The sequence below is a fragment of the Gordonia gummivorans genome (assembly GCF_022513585.1).
Classification (GTDB): domain Bacteria; phylum Actinomycetota; class Actinomycetes; order Mycobacteriales; family Mycobacteriaceae; genus Gordonia.
On record NZ_JAKWBF010000042.1, the window covers coordinates 1 to 16,291 of the forward strand.

Genomic DNA, 16,291 nt, shown 5'->3' on the forward strand with positions numbered 1-16,291 from the left:
CGCAGGTAGTCGATGAACAGGGAGAGTGCGGGCGAGTAGGTCCGCAGTTGTCGTTCCTCGGCGTATCGCAGCACGCTGGCGCGGATCTCATCTATCGGGCTCATGCGGCACTCTTTCGGGGTCGGCCGGGGTTGCCGGGAAGCGCGGGTCGGCGGCCACCGATGACGGCGTGGACGTCGGGCTGTGTTGCCGCCCACTGCGCGCAGGCGACGACCGCTGGACAGGTGCGGCACAGCTCGACCGCGGCCTGGTGGCGGTAGTCGGCGGCGGTGAACTCCTCGTTGTGGGCCTTGGGATCGAACAGCGCTTCGGAACCGACGCAGTTGGCGCCGGACAGGTCGGCGGTCCCGCGCAGTATTTCGGCGGTGAGGTCAACCCAGCCGCCCTCGCGGCGTGCGGGGCCGCGGTACTGGGCGACCATCACCGCACCGCCGAGAGTCGTGGTGCGGGTGGTAGTTCCTCGACCCGCACCGCGCACGGCTTGTCATCGACCCACACCCGGTAGCCACCGCGGTCGGGGACTCCGGGGTCGACGGGTAGTCGGCCCTCGAGGACGAGACGCCAGTCGCCATCGAACACCGCTCCCTCACGCGCAGCGTGCTCGATACGAGACCACTCGGGATCGGCGGGCCAGACCACTATGAACGTGACGCCGTAGACGATTGGGACCGATGAGCGGATCGGCCGGCCGTCGCTGTACCGAGTGAACTCGCGCAGCGCGGCTCCGAGCGGTGTGGAAGCGTCAGCGATCCTGCACAGCTCGATGCTCTCGTCGGTGTCGATCTCGTCGCCCATCGCGAGACTGTCGAGCGCCCAGTCGATGCTGTCGTGGACATTCCAGGCTGCCTCGATGAGACGGTCGGTCGAGCGGTTCGGTGAGTGGTTCATGGTGTTGTTCCTGTCGTGGAATGGAGGATTTCGAGGACTCGTGCTGTCACGCCGGGTGTCGTGGGCGTGATGCCTCCGGGTGGTGTTTTCCCAGGTGGGTTCCCGCGCGGGGTGTCCACGTGGACAGGTGTGTCCACCTGCTCTGACCTGCTGTTATCAGGGTGGACACCGCTGTCCACCTGTCCACCGGTGAGCGTGTAACCGTGAGGCGTCTCGGCCACCAGCCCATCGCCGATCAGACGATCGATGGCCGGCTGGAATTCGGGCCGAAGATCGGACCGTAGAGCCTTCCGAAGATCGCTCTTGGAGAGCACCTGCCGGCTACGTTCCAGGCGTGCAACGATGCCGTTGGCTGCGCGCTGTACTTTCTTCTCGGCCACCACGTCATCGCGCTCGGCGACCGCATGCGCCTTGGCCCGGTTCACCCGTCGAGCCGAGTCGGCGAGCACCGCAGCAACTCGGTCGCGGGTCCGGTCCGACTCACGCATGAGAACGCCGGCCAGCTCCCAGTCCTCGATCGTGACTTCGCGCATCCGGCCGTCGAGCACCATGAGACCCGCAGCGATCTTCGCCCGCGTCATGAGCGCGTGCCCGTCCAGCGGATTGATGTCGGGGTCACCGTGGAGCTTGCCGAGCTGGGTCCGATCCATCGCCTCAACGGCCTCGTCTGGCAACCGCAGCACGGTCCGCCGATCACCGGGCACGAGGGTCCGCGGTACGGTCCACCGATCCGGTTCGGATGGCCGGCGTTCTGGCGCGTCCGGGTCGCTGGTCGGCACCCACAGAATCCGCTGTGCCGTGCCCGCGGTATCGCCGATGAGCGGCTGCGCCCGCTCGGGTTGCACACCGATGGTGAACACCGCACGGTACGAGTGCGCCGGGACGATCACCCGTGTGTGTTTCTGGGCGTTCGCCGATCCGATGGACTCGCCGCTGATCGCCTGCCGGAACACTGACATGACGGTCGCGCCGGTTCTCGCGCCGAGAGCTGCCAGCCCGTCGACCTCGGATGCGGTGAAGATCGCCGAACGAATCTCTTGCTGGCCCTCGTCGTTCGCCGCGAAAGTGCGGGCCATACCCTCACCGGTGCCGAGTGGCAGTTCAGGCAGCGCGGGTAGATTCGTGGCATCGCGGGCCGCGGCCTCAGTGGCACCCTTGCCAAAGCCAGACGGGCCGACGTAGGCAACCGCGCAGTTCAGTGACGAGTACCCGCCAATCACAGGTGGCCCAACGATATTCGGATCGAGTGAGCCGATCGCGCGTACCGTCAGACTCGCGAGCATCGCCAGCGGTGGCACCCGCCGAGCGCGTGCGAAGTCACGGACATGCTCCAGGACCGGGCGCGCGGTCCAGAAGTCGGCGGCCGTCACCTGGTCACCTCGCGGACCGCCCACGGATGTGCGCGCCGGAACTCGTCGCGATCGCGGATACGCTTCGCCACCGCAGCCCAGTCCTTCGCCTGGGAGATCGCCACGGACGCCTCACGAATGGCCAAGCGCCGGTCGTCGATCGCCTCGTGGCACTGGTTGAGCACGTGCGCGCTTCCGGCGTGCAGGACGGCCAGCAGCTTCGCCGGGTCTGCGTCTCCCAACGCGCACCATGCGGGCGATCCGGCGGCAGGTGCCGGCCCACCGTGGATGCCGACGAGACGTTGAACGAACGAGCGGGTTTCGATGTAAGGGTCAGTCATCGCGGCCACCCTTCACCGCGCACTTCGGACCGATGTGCGTTCCAACGGATTTCGGGTTAGTGAGTGGATGCCCGCACACCTCGCACGGCACGCTGACCGTGTATCCGAGCGCGGTCGCGGCGTCGATCACGGCGTGTTCGTAGATCTCGTCAGAGGTTGGCGAGGTAATACGCGCATCTGCGTTAAACTTGTCGTGATCCCGCACCCACGTGGATTTTCGAGCCCCGGTCCGCCCGCCAGCGCCGGGGTTTCGTTTTGCTCGGGTCATTCCACGTCACCGCCGATCTGGTCGGCCTGGTGGTCGGTGATGCCGAGATCGTCGAGCCAATCGAGGTGTTCGTAGTCGGGGCCGCTCATGCTGCCCCACCGAACGGGGTCATCGAGGCGTCAACCTCGTTCAGGTCGACGCGGATTACTTTGTGGCCGTTTCGGTATCCGCGCAGACGCCCGTCGGCGATCATCGACCTGACAGTGCGGGAAGTGACGCCGAGATGGTCGGCGGTCTGTTGGATGGACGCCCAACGACGGGGCGAGGGGAGTGTGGACTTGGCCACGATGTTTCCTCCAGATACGAAAAAGGAGAACACCAAGCTTCACTGCAGGATTTCCTGCGGTTCTGCTCGACGTTCTCCTTCGCCTAGGGGAAGTATCGGCTGACCAACCAGGGTCTTTCAAGGAGGGGCCTTGCGGCCTCCAACGCCGTTCGATTCGGTCGATGCTGAGCTACATGAACAGCTCAAACTGCCATCTCACAGGCTGGTGTAATGGGAAGGGGCCGTAAACGGCGGCTTGCCTTGTCCTACTCAGCGCCTCGCGAATCTAGCGGGTTAGTGTTCAGTTTTGGTGGCGGAAGACAACAAAAAACATAATTCTTCCGCTGGCTTCCACTGTACTGGTACAGCTTGCGGTTGCAAGTCACTCTTGCGGTGTGTCGGGTTTGACGAGTAGGGACAGCGCTTCGGCGATCTTTCTGTCTCGGCCCTGTGCCGCGTGTTGATACCGCATCGCGGCCGATACGGTCGAATGCCCTAGCCGCTGTTGAAGTTCCGCGAGGGTGGCTCCGGTCGCGGCCGCGAGTACCGCACCAGTATGCCGGAGGTCGTGGAACCGGAGGTCGGGGCGCTTCGCTGCGTCGCGTGCCGGATGGAAGTGGTTGTAAAGCGTTGTCGGCGTTAGGTATCCACCCTCGGGCGCGGGGAACAGCAGGGCATCACGATTGGGTCCAGTGTGCTCCTGTAGGTGATGCTCCACCGCGTCCAGGACGTGCGGGGGAATGTGGACGGTGCGAGACCCCGCGTCGGACTTCGCCGAGTCCTGGGCAATGTAGGCATTCTTCTCCGCGTCGCGGACCGCGCCACGACTGACGGCGACGTATCCGGCCACCAACTGCCGTTCGCCGTCGTCGCCGGTCTCGTACTCAAGCATCACGTCTCGGCGTCGTATCTCGATCAACTCACCGAACCGCAGCGCACACCAGGCGGCGAGTGAGACCATGAGCCGGTACCGGGGTGTCATGTTCTCGACGATGACCGCGAGTTCGTCGACACTCGCCGGCACTGTGCGGGAGCGGCGTCGAGCTGACCCGGCGCCTTCAACTCGGCACGGGTTCGCGACGATCAGTTCGGAGTTGTACGCGGTCATCATGATCGTGCGCAGCAACGAGTAGGCGTGCGCGCGCATCGTCGGGGCGTCGGGGAGCAGGTTGTCATGCCACTTACGGACGTCGGCGGGGGTGATCTGGTCCAATCGCTTCGCGCGGAACGCCGGGAGTATGTGGAGATCCAGCAGCTGCCGGTAGTGGTCGCGAGTTCGGATCTTCAGCGGTCGGCCGCGCACGAGCCGGGTCTGTAGCCATTCGTCGGCGTAGGGCTCGAACATGGGTGACTCGGCCCTGTCGGCATCAATCGGGTTCCACAGCTTCTTGTCGATTTCACGCCGACGGTCGGTTAGCCACGCCTCGGCGTCGACCTTCGCGGCGAACGTCTTGGGTGCGTAGTGCTTGGCGGCGTCCGGTCCGATGTAGTGAGCCTGGAATCGGCCGGAGGGGAGTTTGCGAATCGCGCCGAACTCCCGTCTTTGGCGCTTCGGCTTCGTCATTGGTCCTCCCCGGATACCGTGCAACTATCGTGCAATAGGACGTTACATCATGTTCCCGTTGCTTCCGCACCGTTCACTGTGTACTGTCACCTATGACCGCAGGTTATCGACAGATTTCCCAGGCCATCCCTACAATTTCATCACACCGGGCAAACTGGTTCGAGTCCAGTTGGGGGAGCAGAGTAGCAGCAGGTCAGGCCCGGTTTTCACCGGGCCTTTCTTGTTGGTGCCGGACTGGCTCTCCGAGAAGACTCGGGTGCCGCCAAATGTGTGAGGATCGATCACATGACGGAGATTCTTGAAGTCGTTCCCGGGAGGCGGATCGGCCCGGTAGTCCTGGGGCAGTCGCACAGAGGTTGAAGCTGTCATCGGCGCGCCTTCAGCCGAGGCGCGTGGCAATCTCCTCTATCGCGAGAATGCGATCGAGGTCGAGTTCGACAGCGCAGGTCGCGTGCCTTTCGCCCAGTTGTCGTACTCACGGCCAGGCGAACCAGTGCTGGTCGTCCAGGGAATCCGGCTTAGTTGCCGGGCGTACGACGATGTCATCGCTGAGCTCGCTGCTATCGGTCTCTGTGGTGAGGAGACCGCCATCGGGCACGACTTCCCGGGCTGGGGACTGTTCACCATGCACTCACTCACGGTGTGCGACGTGGACCCTGAAAACCCAGACGATGAACGGTCTCTACTCGACGGAGTATGGGTCCGCCCAAAGTGACCGGCCTGACCGCTTCGTCGACGACAACTCCTGGGCGACGCCGTCATTCGGAGGGGCCGCAGTGGTCGGACGATCTGTCGATTTGTCGAAAATGCTGTGGTTCAACATGATTCGACAAGTCTCCTGATGTTGTGTAGGTGTCGTCGAAAATACTTGCGAACCCGGCGCTAGGCATGTACTCTCGAATGTGAGTTCGAGTGATCCGGATTCGGGGGTGAGCATGGATCAGCAGATCGGCCAAGCGGCGGAGTCGTCGTTGTCGGAGGTTCCTGGTCTGCTCACCGAGATCGACGGGTTGCTGGATCGGTTGGCGGCCGCGGATCTGACGCGCTGTTCTGATGCCGAGTTGGTGGCTGTTGCGCAGGTTCACGAGCGTGCCATCAATCGGATGACGTTTCAAGGCAATCGACAAGTGCTGGAGCTGTCGGATCGGAATGTGCCCCGCGCGATGGGGTTTCGTAGTCTCACCAACTTCCTGAACGTCGAGCTGCGGGTGTCGGACCCGGCGCGACGCAAAGACCAGATGGCGGCCACCGGCCGCTTCCGGGAACTCGATGGGCAGCTGAGGGAGCCGAGGTATCCGACGCTGGCGACCGCGTTCGCCGACGGACTCGTGGGGCCCGGCCATGTACGCAAGGCCGCGGAGATGTTGGATGCCATCCCGCACAAGGTGTCCCACGACAAGCAGGTCGCCGCCGAAGCGACACTGTCGGGGTTGGCTGCCGAACACACACCGGACGAGATCAACACGTTGGGGCAACGCATCCTGGCGCATCTGGATCCGGATGGGGAACTGTCCGACGACGCCGACCGTAAACGGCAACGCAATCTGTGGCTGAATCGGCAGAACGCGCAACAGATGTCGAAGCTGACCGCTCACCTCGACCCGGAAACCCGGGCGCTGGTGGACATGCTGTTGGCGGTCTGGGCCAAACCCGGTCTCAACAACCCCAACGATCCTGACTCGCCGAGTGGTGCCGAAGACGACGCCGACCCCGACCAGTTGAAAGCGGCCGCCGCCCGTGATGGGCGGTCACAAGCCCAACGCAATCATGATGCGCTCTCGGCGTTGCTGAAAGCAGTGTTCACAGATGGTTTGCTGGGCAAAACCCATCGTGGGTTGCCGGTGCAGTTGATCATCAAGGTCGAACTCGAGGACCTGATCGCCAAGGCCGGGTTCGGTACGACGGCGACTGGGTCGCTGCTGCCGATGGCCGATGTGGTGCGTCTGGCGGCCGAGGCCGAACAGTATTTGGCGGTGTTCGCCGACAACATTCCACTAGCCCTGTACGAGGGCCGGTCCAAGCGGTGCGCCACCATGGCGCAGCGGTTGATGTCGTTTGCCCGTGAGGACGGGGAGGTGTGTTCGGCACCGGGCTGTGATCAGCCGGCCACGCACGTGGAAATGCATCACGCGCACCGTGATTGGGCCGACGGTGGGCGCACCGACATCGTCGACCTTGCGCCGGCGTGTCCGAAGCACAATCGGATGGTCAGTGGTCGGCTCGGTGATTACACCACCGGGGTGTATCGCAGTGGTGATCTGGCCGGACGCACCTGGTGGCGGCGTAACCACCGACCCGGTGCGCCACCCAATCCGGCGCGCGTGAACCGGCGCCCCGACATCCGGGCACTGTTCGACCAACAACTCGAAAAGGCCCGCGGCAGAATCCACCACACCGAACCCGACCCGCCACCGTCGGCCACATACCAACTCACCGAGACCATCCCACCACCGGTCTCGGCGGTAGAAGCACGCCTGGCCATGGCGCTGGTCGAGAAGTACCTGTAAGACGGCTCGCGGTGCCGACGCGCACAGGTGTGTCGGTGCTCGGATCTACGGTGGAGGCATGGCACTCACCGTCACCGAACGAGAACAGTTCCTGTCCGAACCGCACATCGCTGCACTGTCGGTGGAAGCAGAACCAGGACGGGCACCGCTGACCGTTCCGATCTGGTACCAGTACACGCCGGGGGAGAGGCCATGGCTGCTCACCGGCACCGAATCACGAAAGCTCGGATTGATCAGGGCCGCAGGTCGATTCACTCTGATGGTGGAACGCGTCGAACCGACTATCCGGTACGCGTCGGTGTCGGGCGACGTCGTCGGATATGACGATGCGACGCGAGATGACCTGTGGGAGATGGCCGCGCGCTACCTGCCCGAGGAAAAGGTCGGGCCGTACGTCGACTTCGCATGGGACAACCACGGTCCGCAGACCAGAGTGACGCTCGAGCCGCGACAGTGGGTGTCGCTGGATCTCGGCAGTGTCTGAGTTGGCATATCAAGGTCGCCCGGGCCTTCGAGGCTCCTCGCGCATGGCGCTCGTCGCACCTCAGGCGGCGGTGGGGTGCATGGCGCTTGTCCCCAAATACCCTGTCTCACCAGGCCCTTCGAGGCTCGTCGCTCGCGCTCCTCGCACCTCAGGGAGCGGATGAGTCTTCGAATCGCGCTCCTCGCACCTCAGCTCAGGGAGCGGATGAGTCTTCGAATCGCGCTCCTCGCACCTCAAGGAGCGGAAGCAAGGCTGGCGCACGGTGAACCCCGGTCAGGACCAGATGCCTGAGTTCTCCAGGTGCCTCGTGAGACGCGTTGAACCGTCGACGAACTGGCGACGCGTCTGCTCGACCACGGCGTCGCGATCCTCCGACCGGTAGGCGTCGATGAGTCGGGCGTGACTGTCGACCGCAACGTCGCCCCACTCGGGGTCGGCCGCGTAGAGGTGCGCGGGCGTGTAGCGGGTGGCGGCAAGGAGGAACCAGGCCAGCTTCCGGCCGTCGGCGATGTGGTTGTGGACGCGGTGGAAGTCGAACTCGGCGTCTTGCACGGCGTCCACGTCACCCGCGTCGAGGGCCGCTCGCAACTGCCGGTTGCACCATTCGAGCTCGGCCAACTGCTCCTCGGTGATGACGTCGGCGGTGCGCAGCGCCAATTTCACGGCGATCGCGCCCTGGAGCCAGAACAGATCCTCGACGTCGGTGCGGCTCAGCTCGGCGACCACGTAGCCGCGTCGCGGGACGAGGTTCACCATGCCCTCGCCCCGCAACGTCAGCAGCGCCTCCCGGACGGGGGTGACACTGACACCGAGCGCCTCGGCGGTCTCGTCCATCCGGATGTAGTCGCCCGGTTGGACGGCAGCCGTCATGATCTGACCACGCAGGTGCGTGGCCACCTCCTCGGACAACTGCGGCCGCCGCCGAAGCGGCTTGGCCGCAGCGCGAGACGGCGCGTCGACGTCGGCCGGCTCAGAGGCCAAACGTCTTGCCGATGATGTCTCGCTGGATTTCATTGGTGCCACCATAGACAGTCGAGATGATGGCGCCGCGCATCTGCCGCTCCGCGTCGAACTCGGTGGCGTATCCGTAGCCGCCCATCATCTGCATGGCGTCGATCGTCATCGCCTTGGAAACCTCGGTGGCCTTCAGCTTGGCCATCGACGCCTCGCGCGGGAACAGCTTCTTCGGGTACGTGTCGGCGAGCTCCGCTACCCGGTAGACCAGCAGCTTGGTGCATTCGATCTCGGTCGCGTGGTCGGCAAGACGATGTCGCAGCGCCTGGAACGTACCCACCGGCCGGCCGAACTGCTTGCGCTCGGTGACGAAAGTGAGCGTGTCGGCGAAGGAACGCTCGGCCACACCGAGTTGCATCGCCGCCAGGATGAGCCGCTCGGTGTTGAGGCCGGCCATCAGCTGATTCCAGCCGTTGTTGACGTGACCGACGACCGCCGAATCCGGGACCCTGACGTTGGTGAAGTAGAGGTCGTTGACCTCGCGGCCGCCCAGCGTGTCGATGCCCTTGATCTCCAGCCCGGGGGTGTCGGCGGGAATGTGGAACTGGGTGAGGCCTTCATGCTTCTTGTCGCTGCGCTCGGTGCGCGCGATCAGCAAGATCGACTTCGCGAAATGCGCGTTGGAACACCAGGTCTTCTGGCCGTTGATGATCCAGCCGCCGTCGACCTTCTCGGCCCGACACTTGAGGTTGGCGACGTCGGAGCCGGCCTCGGGTTCGGACATCGAGATCGAGAGCGAGTCGCCCTCCGCGACACCGGTGAGAACCTCCTTCTTGAGCTGCTCATCGGCGAACTTCTGGTAGGCGGCGGCGGTGATCAGGGTGGGACCGATGCCGCCGATCGGAGCCATCGCACGCATCGACTCGTGCAGCAGGATCGACATCTCGACGTTGCCTGCGCCGGCGCCGCCGTACTCCTCGGGCACGAGGATGCCGGCCCAGCCGAGTTCTGCCATCTTCTTGTAGAGCTCCGGCGAATGCAGTTCGGCGCCGTTGTCGGTGAGACGATCGCGCTGCTCCCGCGTGCCCGCCTCACGCTGGCAGAAGTCGGCAACGGCCTTCGCGAACGCGGTCTGTTCCTCGGTGAAATTCACCATCGTTGTGCCTGTCCTCTCGATTGACGCCCAAATCGGTGGCCAAGCTATCACATCAAATATATTTGATACGACTGGGCGTGAGCTGGGACACAAATCACTGTCGCTACATTGGTGGGATGCCGAAGTCTCGACACGTACCGAGCGCCGGGGATTCCACCGACGTCATCGACACCGACGTCGTCGACACCAAGGTCGTCGACACCGACGTCGACGGTGACGCCGCCGACGGCCCTGACGTGACCGACGACCCGGCCGAGGTGTCCCTCGTCAAGGACCCGACGCCGCTCGACGGGCAGGCATTCTTGGCTGCCAACCGCACAAATCGAGAAAAGTATCGAGTCGAGGCGGAGCGCAAGGCGGCGCGCGAAGCGGCGAAGGCCGACCGGAAGGCCGGTCGTCGGGGAGCGTCGGACGACGCCGACGATGCCTCGGACAAAGTCGATGCCGTTGGCGCGGCAGACGAGGCAGACCCCGCCGAGATGGCCGTGGATCGGATACCTCGCAAACTCGAGGCAGGCGATCGTGCCGCGACAACGGGGAGTCGCTTCCGGGTGGGCGGTAGTCGGAAGACCTTCTTGGTGATCGCAGCGTTGGCGGCGCTCGTGGTCGCATTGGCGGTCTCCACCGCGTGGCTGGCCGTGGCGTATCGAGATGCCAAGTCGGACAACGTCGCGGCGTCGTCAGGCTTTGACCCGACGACACAGTCGGCCGTCGATGCCGCGCGTAAGTACGCCGTCGAACTCACCAGCTACGACTCGGCGAACTTCGCCGACCTCGATCGTCGGATCGAGGCGGTCTCGACACCCAAGTTCGCGCAGTCGTACATCGCGTCGTCGCAAGATGCGCGTCGGGGCAGTGCGCAGGTCAAAGCGGTGTCGTCGGCCAAGGCCGACAACGCCGCGATCATGTCGGTCGACGAGGGCAAATACGTCGTGCTGCTCACGCTGGACCAGACAGTGACGTCGCCGGAGATCCGGAAGGCCAAGCCGGACGGAATTCTCTACCAATCCCGCGTGAAGATGACGCTGGTCCAGTCCGACGACGGGCGCTGGCTCATCGACGATTTCGACGTCGTCTGAGTCTCGGAAATCTCATTCGCCCAGCAGAATTCGTGAGCTCAGCGCGGTGATCCGCGCCTCGGAGGGTTGCTGGGGGAGTCGCGCCAAGTCGGTGATCACGTTGAGTGCCGCGTGCACGAGGAAGCGGGCCTGAGTTGCGCTCAGATCGGGTCGCCACCGGGTCACCCAAGTCGCCCATTCCTCGACGGTGAGTCGTTGCTGGTTGCGCAGCGCCGTGCGCTGCGTCGGCCCGACATGCCCGATCTCGGTGACATACACGGTGATCAACTCGGTACTGCCGCAGGTCAATCCGACATAGCGGGTGACGAGTGCGACGATCGCCTCGCGAGGGGTGCTCGACGCGGCGAGTGCGTCGGTGATCGACGCGGTCACTCGCTCGGCGGCACGCCAGAACGCGGCCTCGAGGATCGCCGACTTGCTCGGGTAGTGCCGGTAGACACCTGATGCGGGTATCCCGGCGGCGCGCGCGATGTCGTCGATGGTGACGTCCCGGAATCCGCGCGCGGCAAACAGGTGGATCGACTCGGCCAGGACCACCTCCCGCTTGGCCGCGGGGAGCAGTCCGGTGCCGGGTGTGGCTGTGGTGGGGTCGGTCGGCGGGGGTAGATCGACCTGGACGAGATCGGTTGCCGCGTCACGGATCAGGGTATGTGCCTCGCGGGCCGGGAGCGCCGCTCGGTGCGTGGCCGGGCTGGCCACCACGCTCGTCATTGCCGCGGTGATCAGATCGGCGTCGGCGTCGCTCAGGCCGGGTCGGCGTCGTTGTAGCGCGGCCCGGATGCGCCGGTGCTGGTTGATGACCACCTCTCGCACGAGGTCGGCGTCGGCACCTTCGAGGTAGCGGGCCTCCCAGCGATAGAGGCCACCGGTGCGGCGGTTCTCGATCGACGTGGTTGTGATGGCGCTGAGCAGGTCGTCGAGTTCGGTGGGTGAACCCGGTTCGACCCCGTCGACGGCGCCGCTCAGCCCGTGCGCCAACTGTGCGGTCGTCTCCGCGAACAGTGCGTATTTCGTCGGAAAGTGGCGATAGAGCGCGGGCGCGGAGATGCCGACCGCGTCGGCGATGTCCTCGAGCCGCACAGTGTGGAAACCCCCGGCGCTGAACGCCTTGGCGGCCGCGTCGAGGATGAACTGTCGCCGCGCAGCAGGGCGTCGCCGACGAGGTGCGCCGGCGTCTGCGGCAGGCACGTCGGATGGCGTGGTCCCTGGTTGTGCGGTCATGACGGTTCAGCCTAGCCGGATGCAGTCTTCGCGTGACCGATTTATGTCGCAAGGACAAAAAGACCAGGAAGACCGCGTGTGTGGCCGTGATAAGTTAACCGGTATTCTCGTGATGTGGGTCGCACTATGGTAGTAAGGTCAGGACCCGATGGGACGGATATGTCCGGTTGTGTCTATCGATGCCGTGGCGTGGAATGTCATGGCGGACGAGGAGTGCTGTGAGCGACGGTGCGGTGACGGAGAAGGTGACGGATAAGCCGACGACGGGGATCGGGGCCAGCGGAATCGGGACCAACGTCGATGAGCGCGGCGTCGCGCGTCTGACGATCTCGCGGCCCGAACGCATGAATGCGCTCGATGGTGCGGCGTCGGCCGCGATCATCGAGGCCCTCGACGCGTGGGCGTCCGACGACGACGTCCGTGCGGTGGTCATCGACGGTGCCGGCGGCAGCTTCAGCACCGGCGCAGACGTCATCGCGATCGCCGAGAATGCCGCCAAGAACGCTGCGTCGGGGTCGGCCGGCCTCACGCCTGAGCAGGCGCGCCAGACGATCTCGGGTGGCTCCGAGCTGGCGCGTGCCGTGCGCCGGGTGCCGGTGCCGGTGATCGCCTCGGTGGACGGCGCGGCCGTGGGTATCGGTGCTTCGCTGGCCATTGCGGCCGACCTCGTCTACGCGACGTCGCGGTCGTACTTCCTGCTCGCGTTCATCAACATCGGGCTGATGCCCGACGGCGCGGCCTCGATGCTGCCGGCCGTGTCGGTGGGTCGTGCGCGTGCCAACGCGATGGCTTTGCTGGGCGAGAAGCTGCGGGCGTCCGCCGCTTACGACGCCGGACTGGTGACGGCTGTCCTCGACGACCGTGCCGCCCTCGACGCCGCGGTCGACAAGGCTGCGAACAAGGTCGCGTCCTCGAGCCCGGCCGCGATGCGGCTCACCAAGGCCGCGCTCGACGCGCACACCATGGCCGGGTTCGAAGCCGCCCTCGAACGCGAACTCGCCGGTCAGACGTCGCTGTTGCAGTCACCCGAGTTCCAGGCCGCACTCGCGGCCTTCACCGGCAGGTAGCCTGCCGACCAAAAGTGTTGTGGCCGAGCTGATCTCGCTCGCCACCGATACCACTCGACAATCAATTCGCACGTCCGAAGAAGAAGGAGACACCGATGACCGCCACCCTCGATTCGAGCAGCGATCTCGTCACCGAGCCATTGCGCTCCCGCCGCAATCACTGGAACAACCAGATTCGCCGCCATGCGTTCATGACACCGGACAAGCCTGCGCTGAAGTTCATGGGGCAGGTCACCACGTGGAAGCAGCTCGACGAACGGTCGCGCGCATTCGCCGCCGCCCTCAGCCGTCGAGGCGTGCAGTTCGGTGACCGAATCCTGCTGATCCTGCTGAATCGTTCGGAGTATGTCGAGGCGACGCTGGGCGCCAACCTCATCGGCGCAATTCCGGTGCCGGTCAACATCCGGATGAGTCCCGCCGAGATCGCGTTCCTCGTCACCGACAGCGGCGCGAAGGTCATCGTCACCGAGTCGTTGCTCGCACCGCTGGCCGACGCGGTCAGCGCCGCGACCGGCGCGATCGACGCCACCGTCGTGGTGGGCGACACCCAGAACGAGGCGCACCTGAAGTTCGAGGACCTGGTGGCCGAGGACTCCTCGGACCTGCCGGAGATCGACGTCCCGGAAGAGACCGTCGCCCTCATCATGTACACCTCCGGCACCACCGGAAAGCCCAAGGGCGCCATGCTGACCCACCAGAACCTGCAGGCGCAGGCGGTGACCTGTCTGCAGGCGTTGAACACCCGGTCCGACGATGTGGGCTCGTGTGTTGCGCCGATGTTCCACATTGCCGGCCTCGGCGCGATGGCGCCGCTGTTCTACATGGGTGCGCTCTCGGTGATCCACCCGTTGGGGGCGTTCGACCCCAACGACATGCTCGACACCCTCGAGAAGGAGGGCACCACCTCCATCTTCCTGGTGCCCGCTCAGTGGCAGGCCGTGTGTGCCGTGCAGCAGGCCAAGCCGCGTGACCTCAAGCTGCGTGTCATCAGCTGGGGTGCCGCGCCCGCCTCGGACAGCGTGCTCAACGCCATGAACGAGACGTTCCCGGATGCCATGAACGTGGCGGTCTTCGGTCAGACCGAGATGTCGCCGATCACTTGCGTGCTCGAGGGCCGCGATGCCCTGCGCAAGATCGGTTCCATCGGCAAGGTCGTGCCTGCGGTCACCGCGCGCATCGTCGACCCGGAGATGAACGACGTCGAACCGGGCGTCGTGGGCGAGATCGTCTACCGCGGACCCAACATGATGAAGGGCTACTGGCAGAACCCGCAGGGCACCGCCGACGCATTCCACGGCGGCTGGTTCCACAGTGGCGACCTGGTCCGCCAGGACGAAGAGGGCTTCATCTACGTCGTCGACCGCGCCAAGGACATGATCATCTCCGGCGGCGAGAACATCTACTGCGCCGAGGTGGAGAACGTGCTCTTCGGCCACGAGAAGATCGTGGAGGCCGCGATCATCGGCCGCGCACACGAGAAGTGGGGCGAGGTGCCGGTGGCGGTCGTCGTGCTCGCCGAGGGCGTCGACGACCTCACCCTCGAGGACCTCGAGCCGTACCTCAACGAGAACCTCGCGCGATTCAAGCACCCCAAGGACATCGTGATCGTCGACGAGCTGCCCCGTAACGCGGGCGGCAAGGTCGTCAAGCCGACGCTGCGCAGCAGCTACGGCAGCAAGGACGCCGGACTGGCGAACTGACGCCGCACCGCATCACCGGACACCGACCCGGACGCCTGTTACGGCGTCCGGGTCGTTCGCGTCGAAGTGGTCGATAACTGCGTGTGACCTGCGAATATGCGAATCTCAAGAAACGCACATTAGAACACGTTTCATTTTTCGGATTCAGTGACTACCCTCACAGGAGAAATCACCATTGCGGGTGGAATTCCCGGCGGATCGATGTCGTCGGGGCGAATGGAGGATGTGACGTGAAGACAAAGGGTGCACTGCTTCGGGAACTCAACAAGCCGTGGCAGATCGAGGAGATCGAGATCGGCGACCCCAAGGCCAGTGAGATCAAGATCCGCATGGAAGCGGCCGGCATGTGCCACTCGGATCATCATCTGATGACCGGCGGCATCCCGATGGCGGGCTTCCCGATCCTCGGTGGCCACGAAGGGGCGGGCGTCGTCGAACAGGTCGGTGAGGGTGTAACCGACTTCGAGGTCGGCGACCACGTGGTGCTGTCGTTCATCCCGTCGTGTGGCAAGTGCCCGTCGTGCAAGGCCGGTCTGGCCAACCTCTGTGACTTCGGTGCGATGCTCCTGCAGGGCGAGGCGGTGTCGGACAACACCTTCCGCATCCACACCGCGGCGGGGGAGAACGTCTACCCGATGACGCTGCTCGGCACCTTCTCGCCGTACATGGTGGTGCACGAGGCGTCGGCGGTGAAGATCGACAAGGACATCCCGTTCGAGGTCGCCGCCCTGTGCGGCTGCGGTATCCCCACCGGCTACGGCTCGTCGACCCGCAGCGGTGACGTGCGGCCGGGCGAAGATGTCGCGATCGTCGGCGTCGGCGGTGTCGGCACCGCCGCGCTGCAGGGTGCGGTGATCGCGGGCGCCCGCAACATCTTTGCGATCGACCCGGTCGAGTGGAAGCGCGAGCAGGCCCTGAAGTTCGGCGCCACCCATGCTTTTGCGTCGGTCGAGGAAGCGGCGATGTCGATCGCGGAGATCACCCACGGGCACATGTGCCACAAGGTGATCGTCACGGTCGGCGAGGTACACGGCAAGGACGTCGACACCTGGATGGGCATCACCGCCAAGGCCGGCACCTGCGTGCTCACCGGCATGGGCAACATGATGGAAAGCGATGTGACCCTCAACCTCGCGATGCTGACCCTGCTGCAGAAGAACCTGCAGGGCTCCATCTTCGGTGGTGCCAATCCCAAGCTGGACATCCCGAACCTGCTGTCGATGTACAAGCTCGGCAAACTGAACATCGCCGACATGATCACCCGGCAGTACCGTCTCGACCAGATCAACGAGGGCTACCAGGACATGCTCGACGGCAAGAACATTCGTGGCGTCATCCGCTACACCGACGAAGATCACTAGCCGTTCGTAAGTTGCGATGGCGGTCGGGTCTCGTACTCGGCCGCCATCGGTGTGTCTGGGCCGGAGCGCGGCGGTAACGTGGCCTGC

Annotated in this window: 16 protein-coding genes; 6 read left to right on the plus strand and 10 right to left on the minus strand. The window is 64.9% G+C overall.

Annotated features, from left to right (window positions below; translation table 11 throughout):
* Positions 1 to 100 precede the first annotated feature (100 nt).
* The 7 genes from MKW15_RS22250 to MKW15_RS22275 form a co-directional block, all read right to left on the minus strand.
* A complete protein-coding gene (locus tag MKW15_RS22250) occupies positions 101 to 421 on the minus strand; it encodes a WhiB family transcriptional regulator (RefSeq protein ID WP_240862215.1) in 321 nt (106 codons plus the stop codon).
* A complete protein-coding gene (locus MKW15_RS22255) occupies positions 421 to 888 on the minus strand; it encodes a hypothetical protein (RefSeq protein WP_240862219.1) in 468 nt (155 codons plus the stop codon). The genes MKW15_RS22250 and MKW15_RS22255 overlap by 1 nt, the downstream gene beginning before the upstream one ends.
* Positions 885 to 2,258: a hypothetical protein gene (locus MKW15_RS22260; RefSeq protein WP_240862220.1), complete on the minus strand. Its 1,374-nt coding sequence runs from the start codon at positions 2,256 to 2,258 to the stop codon at positions 885 to 887. Before MKW15_RS22260 ends, MKW15_RS22255 begins: the two co-directional genes overlap by 4 nt.
* Positions 2,255 to 2,578: a DUF2742 domain-containing protein gene (locus MKW15_RS22265; protein ID WP_240862222.1), complete on the minus strand. Its 324-nt coding sequence runs from the start codon at positions 2,576 to 2,578 to the stop codon at positions 2,255 to 2,257. The genes MKW15_RS22260 and MKW15_RS22265 overlap by 4 nt, the downstream gene beginning before the upstream one ends.
* Positions 2,571 to 2,846 carry a DUF6011 domain-containing protein gene (locus MKW15_RS24705; RefSeq protein WP_374247947.1) on the minus strand — a complete coding sequence of 92 codons (276 nt, stop codon included), beginning with the start codon at positions 2,844 to 2,846 and terminating at the stop codon, positions 2,571 to 2,573. The genes MKW15_RS22265 and MKW15_RS24705 overlap by 8 nt, the downstream gene beginning before the upstream one ends.
* Before the next feature lie 85 nt (positions 2,847 to 2,931).
* On the minus strand, positions 2,932 to 3,132 hold the full coding sequence (locus MKW15_RS22270) for an excisionase family DNA-binding protein (protein WP_240862225.1): 201 nt from the start codon (positions 3,130 to 3,132) through the stop codon (positions 2,932 to 2,934).
* Positions 3,133 to 3,493: 361 nt separating this feature from the next.
* Complete coding sequence (locus MKW15_RS22275) at positions 3,494 to 4,675, minus strand: tyrosine-type recombinase/integrase (protein ID WP_240862226.1); 1,182 nt, start codon at positions 4,673 to 4,675, stop codon at positions 3,494 to 3,496.
* A 902-nt stretch (positions 4,676 to 5,577) separates the two neighbouring features.
* On the opposite strand from MKW15_RS22275, the gene MKW15_RS22280 reads away from it, so the two are divergent.
* Positions 5,578 to 7,182 (plus strand): HNH endonuclease signature motif containing protein, encoded by a 1,605-nt coding sequence (locus tag MKW15_RS22280; RefSeq protein WP_240862228.1) that lies wholly within the window; start codon positions 5,578 to 5,580, stop codon positions 7,180 to 7,182.
* A 58-nt stretch (positions 7,183 to 7,240) separates the two neighbouring features.
* On the plus strand, positions 7,241 to 7,666 hold the full coding sequence (locus tag MKW15_RS22285; protein ID WP_240862230.1) for a pyridoxamine 5'-phosphate oxidase family protein: 426 nt from the start codon (positions 7,241 to 7,243) through the stop codon (positions 7,664 to 7,666).
* Positions 7,667 to 7,939: 273 nt separating this feature from the next.
* On the opposite strand, the gene MKW15_RS22290 is transcribed toward MKW15_RS22285, so the two are convergent.
* Together MKW15_RS22290 and MKW15_RS22295 are read right to left on the minus strand one after the other, a co-directional pair.
* Positions 7,940 to 8,680, minus strand: a complete 741-nt coding sequence (locus MKW15_RS22290) for a GntR family transcriptional regulator (protein ID WP_240862232.1) — start codon at positions 8,678 to 8,680, stop codon at positions 7,940 to 7,942.
* Positions 8,637 to 9,776, minus strand: a complete 1,140-nt coding sequence (locus MKW15_RS22295; protein WP_240862234.1) for an acyl-CoA dehydrogenase family protein — start codon at positions 9,774 to 9,776, stop codon at positions 8,637 to 8,639. The genes MKW15_RS22290 and MKW15_RS22295 overlap by 44 nt, the downstream gene beginning before the upstream one ends.
* Before the next feature lie 116 nt (positions 9,777 to 9,892).
* On the opposite strand from MKW15_RS22295, the gene MKW15_RS22300 reads away from it, so the two are divergent.
* Entirely contained in the window at positions 9,893 to 10,855 is a 963-nt protein-coding gene (locus MKW15_RS22300) for a hypothetical protein (RefSeq protein ID WP_240862237.1), read from the plus strand.
* A 12-nt stretch (positions 10,856 to 10,867) separates the two neighbouring features.
* On the opposite strand, the gene MKW15_RS22305 is transcribed toward MKW15_RS22300, so the two are convergent.
* On the minus strand, positions 10,868 to 12,076 hold the full coding sequence (locus MKW15_RS22305; protein ID WP_240862239.1) for a TetR/AcrR family transcriptional regulator: 1,209 nt from the start codon (positions 12,074 to 12,076) through the stop codon (positions 10,868 to 10,870).
* Positions 12,077 to 12,294: 218 nt separating this feature from the next.
* Between MKW15_RS22305 and MKW15_RS22310 the strand changes: the two genes are divergently transcribed.
* From MKW15_RS22310 to MKW15_RS22320, 3 genes are all read left to right on the plus strand, one after another.
* Positions 12,295 to 13,143 (plus strand): enoyl-CoA hydratase-related protein, encoded by an 849-nt coding sequence (locus MKW15_RS22310; protein WP_374247956.1) that lies wholly within the window; start codon positions 12,295 to 12,297, stop codon positions 13,141 to 13,143.
* Between the two features lie 95 nt (positions 13,144 to 13,238).
* Positions 13,239 to 14,843: a fatty-acid--CoA ligase FadD5 gene (gene fadD5, locus MKW15_RS22315; RefSeq protein WP_240862241.1), complete on the plus strand. Its 1,605-nt coding sequence runs from the start codon at positions 13,239 to 13,241 to the stop codon at positions 14,841 to 14,843.
* A gap of 230 nt (positions 14,844 to 15,073) precedes the next feature.
* Positions 15,074 to 16,204, plus strand: a complete 1,131-nt coding sequence (locus MKW15_RS22320; RefSeq protein ID WP_240862243.1) for an NDMA-dependent alcohol dehydrogenase — start codon at positions 15,074 to 15,076, stop codon at positions 16,202 to 16,204.
* Positions 16,205 to 16,291 lie beyond the last annotated feature (87 nt).